This is a genomic window from Duganella fentianensis (assembly GCF_964031615.1).
In the GTDB taxonomy this organism is placed as follows: Bacteria; Pseudomonadota; Gammaproteobacteria; order Burkholderiales; family Burkholderiaceae_D; genus Rugamonas; species Rugamonas fentianensis_A.
In genome coordinates this window covers 44,915-63,779 of sequence record NZ_CAXIQN010000019.1, presented here as the reverse complement: position 1 = coordinate 63,779, position 18,865 = coordinate 44,915, and the positions used below count along the sequence as shown (strand labels likewise).

Genomic DNA, 18,865 nt, shown 5'->3' with positions numbered 1-18,865 from the left:
ACTTTTCGCTTGTGTAATTGATCAAAGTCCGCCACAGGGCGAACGCCTCAAGATCATCCCACAGTCGGCAAGCTTTCAATTGCCCGGTCACAGGGCTAATTCCGCTTCTGTTCATCTTTCCGGCTAGCTTGCGCTAGCAGCGTTTCCAGGATCGACGCCAGCACCGGCGCCGCATGTTCGCCCCCCGTGGCATCGGAATGACTGACAAATATCGCCACTGCCAGCGGGTGCGTCTGGCCCGGCAAGCTGCCCGCTGCCAGCCATCCCGTGAACCAGACGGTGGCGCTATCGGGCCCGCTGGGAGCAGTGCCGGTCTTGCCGAACAGCCCGGGCCGTAGCCCGGCCAGCGCCGGCAGGCGGAAAGCGCCAGCCCCTGTGCCCGTATCGACCACTCCCTTCATACCGGCCCGTATCCGATCCAGACGGATGCCCAGTGGTGCCTGCACAGGTGCAGTGCTGCGGCGTTGGTCCAGCGCCAGCAGCAGCCGTGGCGTGACCACACTGCCCTGCGCTATTGCGGCCGAGGCCAGCGCCATCTGCAGCGGCGTCACCTGCATGCGCAAGCCTATGCTCATCTGGCGCAATTCATGACGCGTATGGATAGGATCGATGTGGGCGGCGCTGGCCTGCAGCGCGTCCCAGTGGCGCCAGTCGTAATCGGCCGGCAGCAGGCCGCCATCCAGCCGCTGGGACTGCTCGAAGCCTAGCCGGTGTGCCGCCGCAACGATGGGACGCACACTGTCGAGCGCATCGGCATCCAGCGCCTGCAGATCGGGAGCGCCGCCTTCGGCCCGGCCGAACAGCGAACGATCGCTCAGTTCGCCCGTCCATGCAAACCATGTGTTGACGCTATAGGTCAGTGCCTGCGCCAGCCCTAACTTGCCATCCTGCGCGCGCCGCTCCAGACTCTGTTCGCGGTAGTTGGTGACGTGCGCCAGCCGCGGCGTGACAGGGTAGCTGGCCGCATCTGTCTGGAAGGCATAGCCACGCTGACGTGCCAACTGGTTCAGCGCAGGCAGCGGCAGGCCGGACAGCATGGCATCGAGCTGGCCATCCTTGCGTGCCGCCATCTCCAGCCCCAGCGCTGTGACCACCTTGAAGGTAGAGCCAGGGCTACGGTGGGCACCGCCATCATGCTGCCATGGGGGCAGGCGCAAGGGACTGCGGGCGGGGCTGGTGCGGTCGAAATCGCGCACTTCTGCCCAGTTAGCGGCATTCACTTCGCCGCTACCGGCACCTGCGGCGGCGAGGATGTCGCCGTTTTCAGCATCCAGTATTACCAGTCCGGCCTGACGTCCTTGCGGCACTGCGCGCGTGGCGTGGCACTGGTCCTGTTGCCAGCGCCCGCGCCGCAAGCCGACACAGTCGAGCACTTGCTGGCTTAATGCCTGCAAGGGCAGATCCAGCGTCAGGCTGGCCTGCTGCGGCGTTTGCGGCAGGCGGGCCAGCATACCGGCCACACTGCTGCCATGCTCGCGCGCCAGTCCCAGCAAGGGCGCCAAGCCCGCCTGCGCAGCTGCCTCGGTGGTAGCGCCGTCGCGCCACAGCGGTGTGCCATGCCGGTCGCTCAACTGCAAACCGGCCAGCGTTCCACCCACTGCTACGGCGCTTGCAGCTGCGGCCGTCGCGCGGATCGGCCCAGCTAGCGCTGCTGCTGGCTGGCGCCCTGCCGCCAGCGGCAAGGCGTACCAGTGCAACTGTCCATGCTCCACCCGGAGGTGACGGTACTTACGCTCCTCCACAGGCTGGAAAGGCAGTGCCGCAACTTCCAGCCTTACTGTGCGCGCACCCGGTAGAAGGCTGAGCACCAGTTGCTGCACATCGCTACTGCTGCGGCAAGCGCGCCCCGTGCAGGCGGGCGAACGTTCGATCGTCGCCCCTTCCACCCGCTGCACCTGCCCGATCAGCATCAGCCGTCGCTGTTCGCCCCCCTGCGCAGGCGACGGCAATACCAGTTGCAGACTGGCGCGATAGCCCCCCTCGGACTGAGGTTGCTGAGGTTGCTGAGGTTGCTGAGGTTGCTGTCCTTGGCCCTGCTGCGGCACCTGCCCCTGCGAACTGGCCGGCCAGGCTGCCAGGCGGTTCCAGCCCTGCCAGCCCTGAGGCAGGTCGGCGAACAGACGCGACGCCGCCAGCGGCATCTGCTGCGTACTAGGCAGTGGCACCGCAACTGCATCGTCTTTGCGCGGCAGGATAGTGCTGGCTTGCCATGGCCCGTCAGCACCCTGCGCGGACTCGGTCCACGGCGAGCGCCATGCCAGCAGCCAGCGTTCGCTGTTGAATAGGTCAATCTGCTGCCTGACATAGGCGCCATCGGCCTGATAGTACAGCCGCTTGAGCAGCTTGCGGGTGACGGCTTCCTGTGCAGGGGCAGCGACGCCGCCTGCCGATGCGCGTGCTGCCAGTTGCCACGACTGCAGACCGGCCACGCGCTGATCAGGTGCTAGCGCTTGCCACTGCAGCAGATCGGGCGGCGCCAGTTCAATGGCGCCCTGACCGTTCAGGCGCACCAGTCCATGCGCCTGCAAGTCGGCAAACAGGCTCGCGTCCTCCAGTGCAGGGGGTGGTGCGGCTGGCACCTGATATACACCGGCAGGCAAGCGGCTTGCTACCGGCTGGCCGCGGGCAGGAAATGCCTGCACCAGTGCTAGCGCTGGCCGCGCCGCGCCGTTCTGCTGCGGCGCGCTGACAGTGCGGTAGAGTTGCAACGACAATTCTCCCGCTTGTGGGCAAGTCACATTGCTACGTCGTTCAATATGCAGCGCAGCCCCCTCGCCCCACATCAGCCAGCCCTGCTGGCGCAAATTCACGCGGGCTTTGCTACCCTGCTCGATCTGGCCCAGGCTGGCATCACCGAGCCAGCGCACATCCGCCCGCTCGCCCTGCCAGCTAAGTTGCAGCGGTTCGCTAGCAGGATCCCGGAAGTCCACACTCGCCTTGCCGCTGATCTGGACCTGCGGCATGCCAGCGGCGTCACCCTGAGCCGACACCAGTAGCACGTTACGCAATGCCAGCGGCAGTGCTGCCGTCTCATTCTGACGCACCAGTTGCTGCACATCCTCAAACCGGTAGCCTATGCGCAGAGGCAGCAGGCGCGCATCGTCGGGGCCTCGCAACTGGGAGCACAGATCGATATTTACGGGCGGTGCCGCCTGCATGCCACTCAATATCAGCAGCGCAGCCTCCGGATGCAGACTGATGGCCATACCGGCACGTTCGGCAACCTCGAAGCGCACGCCGGACAGGACGGGCTGGAATTGCTCCAGCGCCTGCCGGCTACGACTAGCCTGTGGTGCCGCGGCACTGGCCTGTACCAAGTAGCGCGCGTGGCCGGCGATCAGCCCACCGCCTGCCAGCAATAGACAGGCTAGTGCTATCCCATGCCAAGGCCAAGGCCAAGTCCATTGCCACTGCCGGCGCATTTGATCTGGCGCCGATTTCTGTGATCGGTGCCGCCCCCACGCACCGACCCGAACAGCCCGACCAGCGCGCAGATTGGCCGCACGGCGGCGCGCACGCAGCGCAGTCCGCAATGCTTGCAAAAGGGGGGCAATCAAACGTGGCATGGCGTCCTCGCAGGGCTAGTCGGCTAACCACACCACCTAGCGGAGGGCCGCAGAAAACCATGCGCCCCCCATCCCTCCCCGACCAGACGACGCTTGCCAGCACGCTTTATCGCGTCTATCTGCATTTCGCGCTACGCCAGTGGCGCTTCGTCGCAATCCGCTGGAGCGCACGGGCCGGCAGTTTTAAAGTACACACATCGAACACCACTACACACCAACGAAAGGAAGCAAAATGAACATCCTGCGCAACTTCGAAGCCGTCTTTATCGTCGCTCTGGGTCTGGCTAGCGCCGCAAGCTACAGCCTCGACAGCAAGGTAGAAACCAGCCCTGCCATGGCAGCCGCCGGCAATATGCAAGTGGTTGTCGTCCACGCAAAGCGCCTGAGCCCTGAGCAGAAGCAGGCCAGCACCCAGCCTGCCGCGCTGGCCGCCCGCAGCACCCCTGTGAGCAAGATTTGAACGCCGTTGCCGCCACGCCTGCCGCCACTCCCCCTCTGCTGCAGGCGTGACTTTCTAGCCCGCTCCGTGCGCTAGGCCACATTACTCTGCATCAATTCTGCATCACTTGTAAGCTTTTGCATCAAGCCGCGCCAACACCGTCTGCGCGCGCTATATTGACTCCATGCATAGCACTTCATTGGAGACCCATCATGCAAATGCGCCTCAGCCACCTGTGCAGCGCCACCCTGCTGGCCCTGAGTACCCTAGCTTTCACACCCGCCCATGCCCAGACCGAACTGAGCATCGTGGTCAGCAATGCTCCGCCGCCACTACGCTATGAAAGCCTGCCACCTCCCCGTCATGGTCACGTGTGGGCGCCCGGTTACTGGCGCTGGGACGGCCACCGCTATATCTGGCGTGCCGGCCACTGGGAAGTGCTGCGCCGCGGCTACCAGTACCAGACTCCCGTCTGGCAGGAATATCGCGGCGGCTGGCGCTTCGCACCGGGTGGCTGGGTCAGCGTGCCGCGCGCACCGGCAAGCCAGCACTGGGATCGCGACGACAGACGCGAATACCATCACGGGCAAGAACGCGGGCAAGGACGCGGACATGGGCGGGGCGACCGCGATCATGACGGCGTGCCCAATCGCTACGACCGTGACAGGGATGGCGACGGCGTGCCGAACCGGTATGATCACCGTCCTGACAACCCACGACGCGATTAAAACCGGATGAGTGATACGCCCGACCAGCAACCACTACAGCGACTACAGCAGCTACAGCAACTCGCCTTTAAGACGGAACGGGCAGCGGCCGCGCGGCTGTCGGCCCGTCAGCAACTGACACCGGAACAGGCACTGCTGCAAGTACTGACGCTGGCCGCCGGACAGGCCGGACTGGAACACCTGCTGGCGCAACGTCAGGCGCAACAGCAGCATGCAGCACTACGCCAGCAGGCGCGCAGCGCCGCCATGGCTGCCCGCCTCACGCAACGCCAGCCGGCAGCCCGGCAGACTGTTCCGGCTGAGTCAATTGAGGCGATGGGCCTCGCGGCAACGGCATGGTCCACTCAACCAGCCGCCCGACAGGCCAGCAAAGACCTCCCGTGGCAAGGCTGGTTTGACGGTTCCGCCGTGCCCAATCCGGGCCGGATCGGTATCGGCGCGCTGCTGCGCGGACCGCAAGGTCAGACCATCACCATCAGTCAGGCGGCCGGCTATGGCAACAGTAGCGAAGCAGAATATCTGGCGCTAACGGCACTACTGCAAGCCGCCGTGCAGGCCGGCGTGACGCAACTCGCCATTCGGGGCGATAGTCAGGTGGTGGTGAATGATGTGAATCTGTCGGCGCAGGCTGTTGCGGCCGGACAGGGTGCGGCAGTGCTGGCGCAGCACCGGCAGCAGGTGTGCGCACTGATGGCGCAAGTGGGAGAGGTCGAACTGCGCTGGCTGCCGCGGCATCGCAATGCCGCAGCGGACCAGCTGGCCCAGCAGGCGCTGGAAATCAGGCCGCCAGCGCCGTAGTTTCCAGCAGGCCCATATCGGCGCTGGTCATCATTTTGTCGATGTCGACCAGTATCAGCATGCGCTCATCGAGCGTGCCGAGGCCGATGATGTGGTCGGTATTCATGTTGACGCCGATGTCCGGTGCCGGTTTGATCTGCTCCGGCAGCAGCGTGGTCACGTCGGACACACGATCGACCACCATCCCCACCACGCGGTGGCCGATATTCAGGATGATCACCACGGTGAACTGGTCATAGGTCGGCGTACCCAGATTGAGCTTGATACGCATATCGACGATAGGCACGATGAGGCCACGCAGATTGACCACGCCTTTGACAAACTCGGGGGCATTGGCGATGCGGGTGGGCGCTTCGTAGCTGCGGATCTCGCTCACCTTCTGGATATCGATGCCATATTCTTCCTGCCCCAGCGTGAAAGCCAGATATTCGGCGGCGGGGGTGGCGGCGTGCAGTTCAGTGACGTTGGACATTTGCTTTACCTCAGGAAAGAATTGACTGTGCGTAATATTACCGCAAGCCAATAAATAAAGCAGCAAATATATGCCGGACGGCAACAAAAACCGCGATTTGACGACTTATTAACGCAAATCCGTCAGATTCACAGTGGTTTGGCAGGCAGTTTCACCGGCGCGCCATGACCTTCCGCAGGTAACACACGGGTCAGGGGCAGAGACTGGGGGCGTAGCGGTGCCGGACGCACCGCCGCAGGCACGGCATCGCTCTCGGCCGCAGCGCGCACCGGCGCCGCCGGCATGGCACTGGGCACCGGCGCTGCGTTACGGTTCACTGCACGCCCCTCTTCCGGCCGCGGCATATAGCGTGGTGCCAGTGTCGGCGTATCATCGAGCGCCCATGCCATGGACGTGCCCAGGGTGTACAGCACCGCAGCCAGCGTTACATTGATGTGCATAGGATTCGCCAATAATTGTCAGTTATGAAAGCATTTTGCACAATCGTCTGCCACTTTGCAAGTGAGATGTAACATTCTTGCAAAAAACGGGTCTGCACAAGCTGGGCGCCACCCTGTATGATCGCCAACATCTGACCGCCCCGCAACCGGAGACCCATGAATAGTTTGCTCAATAGCTGGCATCCGCGACTGGTGCAACTGGCGAACGCTGCAGCCGCTGCTAGTGGTGGAGACGGCGCCCACGACAGCAATCATCTACACCGTGTCTGGCGCAACGCCTGCCAGCTGCTGGACGACTACCCCGCAGCGGATGCGCTGGTCGTGATGGCGGCCTGCTATCTGCACGATCTGGTCAACCTGCCCAAGAACCATCCCGAACGCCATCTCGCCTCGCGCCAAGCGGCCCTGCTGGCCTGCCGCCAGTTGGCGGCGCTGGACTTCCCGTCCGAGCGGCTGACCGCCGTGGCACATGCCATCGAAAGCCACAGCTATTCGGCCGCGATCCCGGCCGAAACCATCGAAGCCAAGATCGTGCAGGACGCCGACCGCCTCGATGCGCTCGGTGCCGTGGGGCTGGCACGGCTATTCTATACGGCCGGCCGCATGGGCACCGGTCTGGCCCATGCCGACGACCCGATGGCGCTGCAGCGCGAGCTCGATGAAAAAGCCTATGCCATCGACCACATCGACACCAAGCTGGTGACCATACCGGGCAAGATGCAGACCCCGGCAGGACGCCAGCTGGCCAACGCCCGCCTGCTGGCACTGACCAGCTTCCGTGACGACTTTATCGCCGAATGGGCTAGCAGCCCAGCCACTCCCTGAAATCCGAATCTATCCATGTCCAGCACTCCCGCCACTCCCCGCCGCATCGGCGCTACGGCTCCGGCCAGCCTGAACTTCATCCTCATCAGCGTGTTCATCGACATGCTGGGCATAGGCCTGATCGTGCCCGTACTGCCCATGCTGGTGGGCGAATTTACCGGCGACCGCGAACATCAGGCGCACTGGTTCGCCATCCTCAGCGCTGTATTCGGCCTGATGCAGTTCCTCTGCATGCCCATGCTGGGCGCCATCAGCGACCGCATCGGCCGCCGCCCCGTGCTGCTGTATTCCATGGCCGGCATGTGCATCAACTTTCTCACCACGGCATGGGCGCCGAATCTGGCCTGTCTGTTCATCGGCCGCGTGGTAGGCGGCATGTCCTCGGCCAGCATGTCGGTGGCCTCGGCCTATGCGTCCGACATTTCCACGCCGGACAACCGTGCCAAGAGTTTCGGTAAAGTGGGAGCTGCCTTCGGTCTGGGCTTTATCTGCGGCCCCATGCTGGGCGGCCTGCTAGGCAGCGTCGATCTGCACCTGCCATTCTATGTGGCCGGTGCCCTGTCGGCGCTGAACTTCGTGTATGGCTATTTCGTCGTGCCGGAATCGCTGCCGGCCGAGCGTCGGGCGCCCTTCAGTCTGGCCCGTATCAATCCGCTGACAGCCCTGCTGCGCCTCGCCCAGCGCAAGGATATCCGCGGGCTGGTGATCACCTTCGCCCTCGTCACCTGTGCCCAGATGATGTTGCAGACCACTTGGGTGCTGTACACCCACTTCCGCTTCGACTGGACGCCGGGCCAGAATGGTGCCGCGCTGTTCTGCGTGGGACTGACAGCAGCGGTGGTGCAGGCCGGCCTGCTCGGTGTGCTGATCAAACGTTTCGGCGAAGTGCGTCTGGCCCTGCTGGGCATGACGTCGGGCGCGCTGACCTTCCTGCTGTATGGTCTGGCGACGCAGGGCTGGATGATGTATGTGCTCATCCTGTGCAACATCCTGTCCTTCGCCGTTGGCCCTGCCCTGCAGGCGCTCACTTCCAAAGCCACGCCACCGGCCGAACAGGGCGAACTGATGGGTTCTCTGCAATCCGTCAACAGTCTGGGCATCATCTTCATGCCCCTGATCGGCGCCGAGATACTGGGCCGCGTCAGCCACCTGTCTTCCGGCGACTGGCGCATGGGCGCCAGCTTCTACTTCTGCGCCCTGCTGCAAGTGCTGGCCATCCTGGTGGCGCGCCATTATTTCAAAGCACACCAGCAGGCCAGCACTACCGCTTAATCCACCACCGGCAGTTCGATCGCGCTGGCACTAGTGCCACCATGATAGATGCGCATGGTGGCCTTCTGGTAATCGGCCGGCTTGGCGTAGAAGATGTTCGGCACATAGGTCTGCGGATTGCGCTCATACAGGGGGAACCAGCTGGACTGGATCTGCACCATCACGCGGTGACCGGGCAGGAACACGTGGTTGGCATTCGGCAGCGCAAAGCGATACTGCTCGACAGCGTTGGCCACGATAGGCGCCGGCTGCTCCAGACTGTGGCGATAGCGGCCACGGAAGATATCCATCGCCACGCCCAGCTGATAACCGCCCAGCTCCGGCTGTGACGGCACTTCATCCGGATACACGTCGATCAGCTTGACCACCCAGTCGGCATCCGTGCCCGTGGTGGCGGCATGCAGCTGCACCTGCGCGACACCGGCGATGCGCAGCGGCGCGGTCAATGGCGGCGTCACATAGGTCAGCACATCGGGCCGATCCGAATAGCTGCGCTGGTCGCTAACCAGCCATGGCCGCCAAACCGCGGCGTCGTTCATGCGCACGGGACGGGGCACGAACGGCACCGGCTTGGCCGGATCGCTGACATATTCGTCGTAGCTTGCCGCACCAGCCGGTGCCGTGAAAGCCAGCTGGTTACCCGGCTGCAGATACAGTGGACGCAGGGGCGCAGCGCAGCCCTGCGCACAGGCCAGCGGCCATTGCTGCAAACGCTGCCAGCGGTTGCTGCCGCTCTGGTAGAACAGCACGGGCGGGGTCTCCGCCACCGGTGCACCATCCTTCAGATACTGGTCGAGGAAAGGCTGCATCACGTCGCGACGGAATTCCAGTGCCGTGTCGCCGGTGAACTTGAATACGCCCAGACTGGAGCCATCGTAATTCACCCCGCTGTGGCGCCACGGCCCCACCACGAGGAAGTTTCGGCGATTGTCCGTATCCTTGGGCTCCAGTGCTGCATACACGGCATAGGCGCCGTAGATGTCTTCCTGATCCCAGTAGCCCACCACCGTCATGGTCGGCACTTTCAGGGGACGCTGTGCCAGCAACTGATCCACCGCCTGATGCTGCCAGTAGCTATCGTAAGCGGGATGCTCGAACAGTTTGCGGGTGAAATTGAGTTTATCGAGGCCGAACTGGCGCGCGTAGTCGGCGGTGGAACCGGCGCGCAGCACACCGTCGTAATCGTCATACACACCGGTGGGCAGCGCCATGCCACTGCCATGGGCTGTGGTCTGGTGGGCGATGTACGCGATATTCGTCATGCGGAACACGCCGTTATGGAACCAGTCGTCGCCACGCCAGCCGTCCACCATGGGGCTCATCGGCACCGCCACCTTGAGCGCCGGATGCGGGTCGATCAGCGCCATCAGCACCGTATAGCCTTCGTAGGACGAACCTATCATGCCCACTTTGCCATTACTCTCGGGGACATTCTTCACCAGCCAGTCGATGGTATCCCACGCATCCGTGGAGTGGTCAGTACGGGTGTTATTGAGCGGGCCACGCAGCGGCCGCGTCATCACGTAATCGCCTTCCGAACCATATTTACCGCGCACATCCTGATACACGCGGATATAGCCGGCGCCCAGCAGCACTTCATCGCCCTGCCCGCCCGTCGCCAGCACGCTAGGACTATCGTTACGGCGCGAGCGTCCACTGGCACTGTACGGCGTGCGGCTCAGCACCATGGGGGCGTTCCGAGCCGTCTTGGGGATCAGCAGCACGGTATGCAGGCGCACACCGTCGCGCATGGGGATCATCACTTCGCGCCGCACATAATCGGCATCCGGCATGCGCATCTCGAAACGGGCAGGAACATCAGGCGCCATCGGTGCCGTCTGGGCATGGGCATGGGCGGTAGGCGCCAGCACAGCACTGGCAGCGATCAGAGCAACTCCCAAGGTAGCATTCAGGGCAGTAGATACGGCAACAGCAGGTAAAGACATTCCGGCTCCGGTAGTTAATTGAATGGAAATAGCGCGAAAAAAGCAATACTACTCCATGCCAGCCCTTCCTGACGAGTTACGCGGCTTGACAGACCGCCAGCGAACTGCAACCATACGGCCATGAATTTTCTGTCCACACTACGTCCCTGCCTGAATTGGCGCCGCTGCTGACCAGCGGCCCTGAATCACCCCTAGTGATGTGATATTTTTATCAATGCCGCCCTCGTCTGGTGGCGTTTTCACGACTGTGCGCCACCGTCAGGGCTAGTGTAAGCAACCTGAAGGAAGTCTGATGAGCCAGTCCCCTACCGCCGAAGTTATTGCCACCCCGGGCGCCAGCAAAGGCCCCAGCATCATCCTGACCGGCGACCGTCCGACCGGCCCGCTGCATCTGGGTCACTATGTGGGCAGCCTGCGCAACCGCGTAACCTACCAGCACGAATATCAGCAGTACATCATGCTGGCCGATTCGCAGGCCCTGACCGACAATATGGACGACACCAACAAGGTGCACCGCAATGTGGTGGAAGTGGCGCTCGACTATCTGGCCGTGGGCATCGACCCCGCCAAATCGACCATCCTGATCCAGTCGCAGATTCCGGAACTGGCCGAGCTGACCTTCTACTACCTCAACATGGTCACCGTAGCCCGTCTGGAACGCAATCCGACGGTAAAAACCGAGATTGCCCTGCGCGGCTTCGAGCGCGACATTCCGGCTGGCTTCCTCACCTACCCGGCTTCGCAGGCGGCCGACATCTCGGCCTTCAAGGCTTCCATCGTGCCGGTGGGTGAAGACCAGATCCCCATGATCGAGCAGACCAACGAGATCGTGCGCCGCTTCAACCGCATCGCCAACCGCGAAATTCTGGTCGAGTGCAAAGCACTGGTGCCGGAGATCGGCCGCCTGCCGGGCACGGACGGCAAAGCCAAGATGAGTAAATCGCTGGGCAACACCATCAATCTGGGCGCCAGCGCTGCAGAAATTACGGCCGCCGTGAAAAAGGTCTACACCGACCCGCTGCACCTGCGCGTAGAAGACCCCGGCCATCTGGAGGGTAATGTGGCCTTCATCTATCTGGACGCCTTCGATCCGGAAAAAGACAAGCTGGAAGAAATGAAGGCGCATTACGTGCGCGGCGGTCTGGGCGACTCCATCGTCAAGAAGCGGCTGGAAGTGGTGCTGCAGGAAATGCTGGCGCCGATCCGTGCCCGTCGTGAAGAACTGGCACAGGACCGCGGCTACATCATGCAGATCCTGAAAGAAGGCACGGCCCGTGCACGCGAAGTGGCTGCCAAGACAGCCGACGAAGTCAAGGCCGCACTGGGCCTGAGCTACTTCTGATGCCAGAACTGGCGCCTACCCTGCTGGGCCTTGCGGCACTGTACGGGTGCGCCAGCATCATCTGCTATGTGCTGTATGCGCTGGATAAATCGGCCGCCATCGGCCAGCGCCGCCGCATCGCCGAACGCACGCTGCTGCTATGGGGCCTGTGCGGCGGCTGGCCCGGCGCATGGCTGGCACAGCAGACGCTGCGCCATAAAACCCGCAAGCTAGCTTTTGTGCTGGCGTTCTGGTTCAGCGTCATACTGAATCTGGCTGCCCTGACGGGTTTCATGCACGTATATTTCAACCAGCAGGGATAGCATTATGTGGCAAGGTGTGTTGTGCGGTTTGCTGGCAGGCGCCATGTGGGGACTGGTGTTCGTGGCACCGGCCTTCCTCACTGCGTTCACCCCGCTGGAGCTGGCCTGCGGCCGCTACATCGCCTACGGCCTGATCTCGGCCACCCTGCTATTCAACCGCCTGCCCGCGCTATTGCGCCGGCTGGACCGCGCCGACATGGTGGCACTGGTCAAGCACGCGCTGGCCGGTAACATCGTCTACTACATGCTGCTGGCCATGGGGGTCAAACTGGCGGGTGTGGCCGCGACCTCGCTGATTATCGGCGTGCTGCCCATCAGCGTCACCCTGCTGGGCAAGAACGACCACGGCTCGGTGCCGCTGCGTCAGCTCGCCTTGCCGCTACTGCTGGTGGCAGCCGGCATCAGCTGCATCAATTTCGAAGTATTCTCGCAGCCCACCGCCGCCAGCGGCCCGCTGGCGCACAAGATCATCGGCGTGCTATGCGCTACCGGTGCGCTGCTATGCTGGACGTGGTATTCGGTCGATAACGCGCGCTACCTGAAACGCAACCCGCACTACAGCAGCGGTGAATGGTCGGCCCTATATGGCGTATCCAGTGGCCTGATCGCGCTGCTGATTGCACTGGTGGCGCTGGCCATCTTCCATGCCGACGTGACGGGGGCTGGCGCACAGGCCAGTGGCCGCGACTGGGGACTGTTCTGGATCGTCAACGGCCTGCTGGCACTGGGCGCTTCCGTGATCGGCAACCATCTGTGGAATATCGCCAGCCGCAAAGTGCCGCTGACCCTGTCCGGCCAGCTGATCCTGTTTGAGACCCTGTTCGCCCTGCTGTACGGCTTCATCTACAAGCAGCAGCTACCACAGCCGCTGGAAATCGCCGCCATGCTGCTGCTAACCTCGGGGGTAATGTGGTCGCTGCGCGTGCACGCGCTGGACGAAGAAAGTGAAGCCCACGCGGGCTAAGCTTGCGTCCCGCTAGGCAGCCCGCTAGGCAGTCGTTTCGCCGGAACCCAGCAGACCATTAGCACCCAGCACATCCTGTATCAGTTCCAGTCGCACCAGCGGATTTTCCTGCACCAGCAGGCGCTGTTTTTCCAGCGTATCGAGCCGCAGCAGTTCGCACCAGCGATTGGCCACCCAGCCTGCATCGTCCAGCCGGTAAGGCGGGGCCAGTTGCATGCGCTCGGCGGGTATCTGTTTTTTCTGCAGGGAGCGGATCAGGGTTGCCAGCGCATTCGCCACATCCTGCTGCTCGCTGGGCACAGGCACATCGAGATCATCATTGAGCGCCACCACTTCGCCCAGCCACAGACCATTCTTCTGCTGCTCGCACGACAATATGCGGAAACGGGTAGTACCGATGCAGTGGATCTTCAGCAGACCGGCGGCCGGCGCATCCCAGTTGATGATGCGCGCCATGGTGCCGGCGCCGCTCAGCTTTTCCTGCTGGCCCGGCACCCGCACCTCGCTACCTTCGAGCAGCGGCACGACGCCGAAAGCCTCGCCGTTCTCGATGCAGCGCTTGACCAGATCGAGGTAGCGCACCTCGAAGATCTGCAAAGGCAGATGGCCACCGGGGAATAAAACCGTGTTCAGCGGAAATAAAGGGAGCGTTACCATAGCCATATCATCGCACGAACTGGCGCACTTGGGATTAGTGAATCCCTTACAAGTTTTATGTTTTTTTAAGGACGACGCACCAGCTGTCCGTTTTTCACCACCGCCACCACCTCGCGCAGCGCCGCGATCTCGCGGGTAGGATCACCGCGCACGGCCACCAGATCGGCCAGATAGCCTTCGCGGATCTGGCCCAGCGTGCCGGCACGGTCCAGCACGGCGGCATTGACCACAGTGGCAGCCCGCAGCGCCTCCACCGGCGACATGCCCAGCTTGACCATCCATTCCAGTTCGCGCGCATTGCTGCCGTGGGCGAACACACCCACATCGCTACCGTTGCCGATCACCACGCCCAACTGGCGCGCCAGCCGGAACGCCCGCGCCGCCGCCTGCATGGCTGGCGTGGGTGCGCCGCCGCGCTGGTATTTCTGGAAGTATTCGCTGGTGGCTTCCGGCGCGGTCAGCGTGGGGAAATACGCCACCTTGCGCTCGGCCATCAGGCGGAAAGTGGCTTCGCTGCCGCCATAACCATGTTCTATGCTGTCCACGCCAGCCAGCGTGGCACGCCGCATACCCTCGTCCGTACTGGCATAGGCACTAACCTTGCGCCCCGAAGCATGGGCCGTACTGACCAGCGCATCAAGTTCGGCCTGGGTAAAAGTGGCGTGCGCGCTGCCGTCCGGCCCGTTGCGGTAATCGGCATACACCTTGATCCAGTCGGCGCCACGGGCGCTCTGCTCGCGCACTGCACGCACTACTTCATCTACCCCGCTGGCCTCCTGCGCGCCCTTGGGCAGCTCGACATCGGCCCGATAACTACGGGGCGAGGGACCATAACTGCCCGTCGCCACGATAGCGCGGGTGGCAATCCACAGGCGCGGGCCCGCAATCACGCCATCCTCGATGGCTTTTTTGATGGCCACATCGGCATACAGCGCACCTTCGCTGCCCAGATCGCGCAAGGTGGTGAAACCCGCTTGCAGCGTCGCAGCGGCATGGCGTGCCGCCAGCAAGGTACGGTATTCGACTGATTCTTTTAAAACCTGATCGTCCCACGAGGTTTCATTATAAGGATGCAGTAAAACATGGGCATGCAGATCCATTAATCCGGGTATCAGCGTAGTATCCGGCAATACCAGCCGCTCGGCTTCCGGGGCAGCTTTTATTTCAGCCGTCGGCCCCACGGCCGCAATCCTGTTCTGGACAATTAATACCGACCAGCCAGTATGCACATTACCCTCGCCCGTCCACACCCGCGCCGGCGTAATTAACAGCTGCCCACCTGCAACAGCACTGCTATCGGCGGCAAATAAAGACTGGGCTGCACTCAGCATTAGAACCGCAGCGATTAAAGCGCCGCAGCGCTGCTTTACTGACAACATGGCATGCTGAATAACTGGCTTCATGACTGGTATCCGGTAACGAAAACGACAACAGCGGGTTTATATCCACTATAAACCCGCTGTTAAAAACCGCGCGTAACGATTATTTGATCAGATACTGATCTTTGTTTTTACCTTCCAGCCATTTCGGCGCGCGACCGCGCCCCGTCCAGGTCTGGCCAGTGGCGTCATCGCGATATTTGGCAGGCACCGGCGCGCGTTTCTTGCCAGTCTTGGTTTTAGCGGGAGCACCCAGATCGGCAACACTCAGACCATACTCGCGCATAATGGAACGGATCTGTTCAATCGCAGCCGCTTTCTCGTTCTTGCGCGCGGTTTCTGCCAGAGTTTCCAGTTCGGCGATCTTTGCTTTGTATTCCTGATAGGTTGTCATCTTATTTCCTTCTTATCGGCAGCAGGGGTTATAAAACACGGCAGATTCTTCCTGAAAAATCTACTGGCGAAATTTACCATAAGCTGAATATCTGAAACACATCAGTGACCGATAAATATCAATATAATCGGCAAATCGGGGCATTTCCAGTAGCAAGATAATAATTATCCTCCACTCCACGGGAATTAAAGATTATTACTGCGCGGCTGGCATTAATCAGCGCGGCGGCAAGCGATACTGCAGCGCTTATAGCATAGGAATTAATTTATTTATGCAATAAAATCCCTATCGGTGCTACATTCCCGCATCAGCACTCACCCGCGCCCCTATGGATACACCTACCGCCAGCCTAGCCCTTGCTATTACCCAGCTATGCATCTCCTTTGTCATGGTCGGGGTATATTTTGCGGCACCGGGTGAACGCCATACCCGGCTATGGGCACAATTCGGCGTCTGCAGCGCGGCTGGTATGACCCTGATCGTCGTCAGCGCCGCCAGTGCTCCCGGTGTAATGCTAGTAATTGGCAATGTCCTGCTCTATACGGGTTGCCTGCAAGTCTGGGCCGGCCTGCGCGAGTTCTTCGGCCATAGCACCCGTCACAGCGCCGTAGGGCTGGGGCTGGCATTCGCGCTGGTGTACATCCTGATGATTGCGCTGGAAGCGACGCTGAGCACCCGTTTGCTGGTCAGCAGCGCCAGCCTGATACTGGTTTTCGCGCTCTGCCTGCACACCTTGCTGGTGTGCGCGCGCGATCACAGCAGCGCGCGCCATGCCTATGCGCGCCGCATGGCCATCACCGGTCTATGCCTGCTGCTGACGGGGCATGGCGGCCGTATCCTGCTGCTGCTGACACAGCAGGGGGAAAGCGCACAGGCCGCCGTTTCCCAGCTCAATGCGCTGCTGGTCTACCTGATACCGCTGGCCGGTACGGTGCTGTTCTTCCCTGCCCTATTGCTGCTGAATTTCGAGCGCATCAAGGACCAGTTGCTGCTGTCGCTCGATGCGCGGCAGGATGCGCTGGAAACCCAGACCCGCTTCGTCGAAATGTTCTCGCACGAATACCGCACACCGCTAGCCATCATCCGCACCAACCTCGACATCCTGCACACCAAGCTGCAGGCAGGTAGCCCGGGCACGGGACAGAATCTGGAAAAAATGCAGCGCGCCGTGGGGCGGCTGGTGGAAGTGGCCGAGACGGCCGTGCGCAGCGACCCGCGCGAAGATGGCAAGATAGGGCCGATCCGCGCGACTATCCAGCTGAACGCACTGCTGCAGGAAGTCGTCGCCGAGGCGGCCGAGTTCTGGAGCGAGAAAGCGCCGCAGCTCACGCTCGACGCCGCACAGGAATACCACATCATCGGTGACCGTGCGCTGCTGAAGACGGCCATACTGAATCTGCTCGATAATGCCATCAAATACGGTCCGCCTGCCGGTCAGGTTGGCCTGCAACTGGCCACGCAGGGCGATAGCCTGCGTCTGATCATCACCGATCAGGGGCCGGGCATCCCCGAACACGAACTCGATCTGGTATATGGAAAATATTATCGCGGCAGCCGTACCCGTCTGGTCGCCGGCAGTGGCATGGGACTGTATCTGGTGCTGCGCATCATCAGCCAGCATGCCGGCGGCGTCGGGCTGGCCAACCGCCCCGAAGGCGGCACGGCCGTGACCATCACCCTCCCCTTGACTGCGCAGGAGTTAGCAGTTTGACCGAGCAAATCAAAGTATTACTGGTAGAAGATGATCCCGACCTGCGCGATAGCGTGGTCGAGTGGATGGAACTGCACGGCACGCCCGTGACGGCAGTGCGGAATGCCGCCGAGTTCTATCAGGCCTTACCGAATAGACAGTTCCACGTTGCCATCATCGATGTCGGCCTGCCCGATCAGGAGGGCTATGTGCTGGCCGAATACGCCCGCGCCAATACCCGCATGGGCATCATCATCCTGACGGCCCGCAGTACGCTGGACGATAAGCTGCGCGGCTACCAGTCCGGTGCCGACCTGTTCATGGTCAAGCCGGTGGACTGCCGCGAACTGGCCGCGGTGGTCCACAGCATGGGCGCACGCGTGCAGGCGACCGCGGCAGCTGTAGCGCCGCCCGCCGTCAGCGTTGCACCGCCATCCTCCGCCAGTACTGAGCAATGGCACTTCTCCGCCACGCTATGGGAATTGCGGCTGGGCGATGGAGCGGCCGTCACCCTCAGTCAGAAGGAATTACAACTGATGGATTTACTGGCGGCCCAGCCCGGCACTGCAGTGCAGAAGCGCGCCATCCTCGCCCGGCTCTACCAGCGCGACGATTATTCCAGCAGCCGTTCGCTCGATACGCTGGTGCGCCGCCTGCGCGCCAAGATATTCAACCAGCTAGGCGTCGAGCTGCCGCTGCGCACAGTCCATGCGGTCGGCTACTGTTTTGCTGCCGAAATCAGTGTGGAGGAGTCCGAAACGGGCTAGCGCCCGAGCGCATGTCACATCCGGTCACATTCGGTCAGGATTGGTGGTTTGCCCCATGTAGAGGGCAACAACTATTATTGAAATGTAACTTTTAGTTTTCACTACATTCCATCACTCCTGTTCCGAGGTCGCCATGAAAAAGATCCTGATCGCACTCGCCTGCACCAGCCTGTTAGCCGCCACCAGCGCCCACGCCAGCGTTATTTCCTATGATGTCAGCAAAGCCAGCACCATTACCAACTGGAGCGACGTGCTGAGCGTTAAGAAGTTCGATAGCACGCTGGGCACGCTCAACTCCATCACCTTCGAGCTTGGCGGCAGCGTTGCCGGCAGTGGCCGCGCCGAATCACTCGATGCAGCGGGCAGCACCATTACCCTGTCGCTCAGCTCCCTGCTGACCCTGACCCGTCCCGATGGCTCGACCATCGTGGTAACCAATCCCGTGTTCAGCAATAGCTACGGGGTCACGGCTTTCGATGGCATCATCGACTTCAGCGGCAAGTCCGGCGTCGCCACTGGCACCGTCGGCAGCAGTCATACGGAGAGCAAGATCTCCACTTCCGCCAGCGACTTCGCCCTGTTCTCGCAGGCTGGCGGCGGCACTATCAGTCTGTCCCTGCAGGCAAATGGGCTGTCCAGCGCTTCCGGCGCCGGCAACCTGATCTCGCAGTTCAGCACCTCTGCCGCGGGCGACCTCAAAGTCAGCTACGACTACACCGCAGCTGCACCGGTACCTGAACCGGAAACCTACGCCATGCTGATCGGTGGTCTCGGTCTGCTGGGTCTGGTACGTCGTCGCGCCGCCAAACAGGCAGCCTGATAACGCTGCTGCGCCGGCTGCCTAAGCGGTGGCCGGAGCGGCTATGCGCCGCTGCACCCGCACC

General features: G+C 62.2%; 18 protein-coding genes. 11 read left to right on the top strand and 7 right to left on the bottom strand.

Going from position 1 to position 18,865, the window contains the following annotated elements:
* Positions 1–95: 95 nt before the first annotated feature.
* The gene (locus tag ABNT42_RS12955; RefSeq protein ID WP_348697550.1) at positions 96–3,359 is read right to left on the bottom strand and encodes a penicillin-binding transpeptidase domain-containing protein; all 3,264 of its coding nucleotides are present in this window, start codon (positions 3,357–3,359) and stop codon (positions 96–98) included.
* A 439-nt stretch (positions 3,360–3,798) separates the two neighbouring features.
* On the opposite strand from ABNT42_RS12955, the gene ABNT42_RS12950 reads away from it, so the two are divergent.
* From ABNT42_RS12950 to ABNT42_RS12940, 3 genes are all read left to right on the top strand, one after another.
* Positions 3,799–4,026 carry a hypothetical protein gene (locus ABNT42_RS12950; RefSeq protein WP_348697548.1) on the top strand — a complete coding sequence of 76 codons (228 nt, stop codon included), beginning with the start codon at positions 3,799–3,801 and terminating at the stop codon, positions 4,024–4,026.
* Between the two features lie 191 nt (positions 4,027–4,217).
* The gene (locus ABNT42_RS12945) at positions 4,218–4,733 is read left to right on the top strand and encodes a YXWGXW repeat-containing protein (RefSeq protein WP_348697547.1); all 516 of its coding nucleotides are present in this window, start codon (positions 4,218–4,220) and stop codon (positions 4,731–4,733) included.
* 6 nt (positions 4,734–4,739) lie between these two features.
* On the top strand, positions 4,740–5,531 hold the full coding sequence (locus ABNT42_RS12940) for a reverse transcriptase-like protein (protein WP_348697544.1): 792 nt from the start codon (positions 4,740–4,742) through the stop codon (positions 5,529–5,531).
* Here ABNT42_RS12940 and ABNT42_RS12935 read toward each other — a convergent pair.
* The gene (locus ABNT42_RS12935) at positions 5,512–6,003 is read right to left on the bottom strand and encodes a chemotaxis protein CheW (protein WP_348697542.1); all 492 of its coding nucleotides are present in this window, start codon (positions 6,001–6,003) and stop codon (positions 5,512–5,514) included. The genes ABNT42_RS12940 and ABNT42_RS12935 overlap by 20 nt on opposite strands.
* Before the next feature lie 128 nt (positions 6,004–6,131).
* Positions 6,132–6,443, bottom strand: a complete 312-nt coding sequence (locus ABNT42_RS12930; protein WP_348697540.1) for a hypothetical protein — start codon at positions 6,441–6,443, stop codon at positions 6,132–6,134.
* Positions 6,444–6,599: 156 nt separating this feature from the next.
* On the opposite strand from ABNT42_RS12930, the gene ABNT42_RS12925 reads away from it, so the two are divergent.
* Both ABNT42_RS12925 and ABNT42_RS12920 read left to right on the top strand, forming a co-directional pair.
* Positions 6,600–7,268, top strand: coding sequence for an HD domain-containing protein (locus ABNT42_RS12925; RefSeq protein ID WP_348697538.1), 669 nt, complete (start codon positions 6,600–6,602; stop codon positions 7,266–7,268).
* A gap of 15 nt (positions 7,269–7,283) precedes the next feature.
* Positions 7,284–8,540: a TCR/Tet family MFS transporter gene (locus ABNT42_RS12920; protein ID WP_348697537.1), complete on the top strand. Its 1,257-nt coding sequence runs from the start codon at positions 7,284–7,286 to the stop codon at positions 8,538–8,540.
* Here the strand turns inward: ABNT42_RS12920 and ABNT42_RS12915 are convergent.
* A complete protein-coding gene (locus tag ABNT42_RS12915; protein WP_348697535.1) occupies positions 8,537–10,486 on the bottom strand; it encodes a CocE/NonD family hydrolase in 1,950 nt (649 codons plus the stop codon). The two genes, ABNT42_RS12920 and ABNT42_RS12915, sit on opposite strands and share 4 nt — an antisense overlap.
* Before the next feature lie 292 nt (positions 10,487–10,778).
* Between ABNT42_RS12915 and trpS the strand changes: the two genes are divergently transcribed.
* The 3 genes from trpS to ABNT42_RS12900 are packed head-to-tail and all read left to right on the top strand — an operon-like array spanning position 10,779 to position 13,094.
* A complete protein-coding gene (gene trpS, locus ABNT42_RS12910; RefSeq protein WP_348697533.1) occupies positions 10,779–11,828 on the top strand; it encodes a tryptophan--tRNA ligase in 1,050 nt (349 codons plus the stop codon).
* Positions 11,828–12,130 (top strand): DUF1294 domain-containing protein, encoded by a 303-nt coding sequence (locus ABNT42_RS12905; protein WP_348697532.1) that lies wholly within the window; start codon positions 11,828–11,830, stop codon positions 12,128–12,130. Before trpS ends, ABNT42_RS12905 begins: the two co-directional genes overlap by 1 nt.
* Positions 12,131–12,134: 4 nt before the next feature.
* Complete coding sequence (locus ABNT42_RS12900) at positions 12,135–13,094, top strand: DMT family transporter (RefSeq protein ID WP_348697530.1); 960 nt, start codon at positions 12,135–12,137, stop codon at positions 13,092–13,094.
* Positions 13,095–13,118: 24 nt separating this feature from the next.
* Here the strand turns inward: ABNT42_RS12900 and ABNT42_RS12895 are convergent, their stop codons facing one another.
* From ABNT42_RS12895 to ABNT42_RS12885, 3 genes are all read right to left on the bottom strand, one after another.
* Positions 13,119–13,751, bottom strand: a complete 633-nt coding sequence (locus ABNT42_RS12895; RefSeq protein WP_348697529.1) for an LON peptidase substrate-binding domain-containing protein — start codon at positions 13,749–13,751, stop codon at positions 13,119–13,121.
* A 65-nt stretch (positions 13,752–13,816) separates the two neighbouring features.
* Positions 13,817–15,154 carry an amidohydrolase family protein gene (locus ABNT42_RS12890; protein ID WP_348697527.1) on the bottom strand — a complete coding sequence of 446 codons (1,338 nt, stop codon included), beginning with the start codon at positions 15,152–15,154 and terminating at the stop codon, positions 13,817–13,819.
* 79 nt (positions 15,155–15,233) lie between these two features.
* Entirely contained in the window at positions 15,234–15,524 is a 291-nt protein-coding gene (locus ABNT42_RS12885; RefSeq protein ID WP_348697526.1) for an H-NS histone family protein, read from the bottom strand.
* A gap of 328 nt (positions 15,525–15,852) precedes the next feature.
* Here ABNT42_RS12885 and ABNT42_RS12880 point away from each other — a divergent pair, with 328 nt between their 5' ends.
* From ABNT42_RS12880 to ABNT42_RS12870, 3 genes are all read left to right on the top strand, one after another.
* Positions 15,853–17,235 (top strand): HAMP domain-containing sensor histidine kinase, encoded by a 1,383-nt coding sequence (locus ABNT42_RS12880; RefSeq protein WP_348697524.1) that lies wholly within the window; start codon positions 15,853–15,855, stop codon positions 17,233–17,235.
* Positions 17,232–17,981, top strand: coding sequence for a response regulator transcription factor (locus ABNT42_RS12875; protein ID WP_348697522.1), 750 nt, complete (start codon positions 17,232–17,234; stop codon positions 17,979–17,981). The genes ABNT42_RS12880 and ABNT42_RS12875 overlap by 4 nt, the downstream gene beginning before the upstream one ends.
* 133 nt (positions 17,982–18,114) lie before the next feature.
* Entirely contained in the window at positions 18,115–18,801 is a 687-nt protein-coding gene (locus ABNT42_RS12870; RefSeq protein WP_348697520.1) for a choice-of-anchor E domain-containing protein, read from the top strand.
* The last annotated feature ends 64 nt before the right edge of the window (positions 18,802–18,865 follow it).

What these genes read in the sequence shown, in the direction of transcription:
- ABNT42_RS12915 (WP_348697535.1), bottom strand. Translation starts at nt 10,486, where the DNA reads ATGTCTTTACCTGCTGTTGCCGTATCTACTGCCCTGAATGCTACCTTG.
- ABNT42_RS12930 (WP_348697540.1), bottom strand. Translation starts at nt 6,443, where the DNA reads ATGCACATCAATGTAACGCTGGCTGCGGTGCTGTACACCCTGGGCACG.
- ABNT42_RS12895 (WP_348697529.1), bottom strand. Translation starts at nt 13,751, where the DNA reads ATGGTAACGCTCCCTTTATTTCCGCTGAACACGGTTTTATTCCCCGGT.
- ABNT42_RS12870 (WP_348697520.1), top strand. Translation starts at nt 18,115, where the DNA reads ATGAAAAAGATCCTGATCGCACTCGCCTGCACCAGCCTGTTAGCCGCC.
- ABNT42_RS12890 (WP_348697527.1), bottom strand. Translation starts at nt 15,154, where the DNA reads ATGAAGCCAGTTATTCAGCATGCCATGTTGTCAGTAAAGCAGCGCTGC.
- ABNT42_RS12935 (WP_348697542.1), bottom strand. Translation starts at nt 6,003, where the DNA reads ATGTCCAACGTCACTGAACTGCACGCCGCCACCCCCGCCGCCGAATAT.
- ABNT42_RS12925 (WP_348697538.1), top strand. Translation starts at nt 6,600, where the DNA reads ATGAATAGTTTGCTCAATAGCTGGCATCCGCGACTGGTGCAACTGGCG.
- ABNT42_RS12940 (WP_348697544.1), top strand. Translation starts at nt 4,740, where the DNA reads ATGAGTGATACGCCCGACCAGCAACCACTACAGCGACTACAGCAGCTA.
- trpS (WP_348697533.1), top strand. Translation starts at nt 10,779, where the DNA reads ATGAGCCAGTCCCCTACCGCCGAAGTTATTGCCACCCCGGGCGCCAGC.
- ABNT42_RS12905 (WP_348697532.1), top strand. Translation starts at nt 11,828, where the DNA reads ATGCCAGAACTGGCGCCTACCCTGCTGGGCCTTGCGGCACTGTACGGG.
- ABNT42_RS12950 (WP_348697548.1), top strand. Translation starts at nt 3,799, where the DNA reads ATGAACATCCTGCGCAACTTCGAAGCCGTCTTTATCGTCGCTCTGGGT.
- ABNT42_RS12945 (WP_348697547.1), top strand. Translation starts at nt 4,218, where the DNA reads ATGCAAATGCGCCTCAGCCACCTGTGCAGCGCCACCCTGCTGGCCCTG.
- ABNT42_RS12920 (WP_348697537.1), top strand. Translation starts at nt 7,284, where the DNA reads ATGTCCAGCACTCCCGCCACTCCCCGCCGCATCGGCGCTACGGCTCCG.
- ABNT42_RS12880 (WP_348697524.1), top strand. Translation starts at nt 15,853, where the DNA reads ATGGATACACCTACCGCCAGCCTAGCCCTTGCTATTACCCAGCTATGC.
- ABNT42_RS12900 (WP_348697530.1), top strand. Translation starts at nt 12,135, where the DNA reads ATGTGGCAAGGTGTGTTGTGCGGTTTGCTGGCAGGCGCCATGTGGGGA.
- ABNT42_RS12885 (WP_348697526.1), bottom strand. Translation starts at nt 15,524, where the DNA reads ATGACAACCTATCAGGAATACAAAGCAAAGATCGCCGAACTGGAAACT.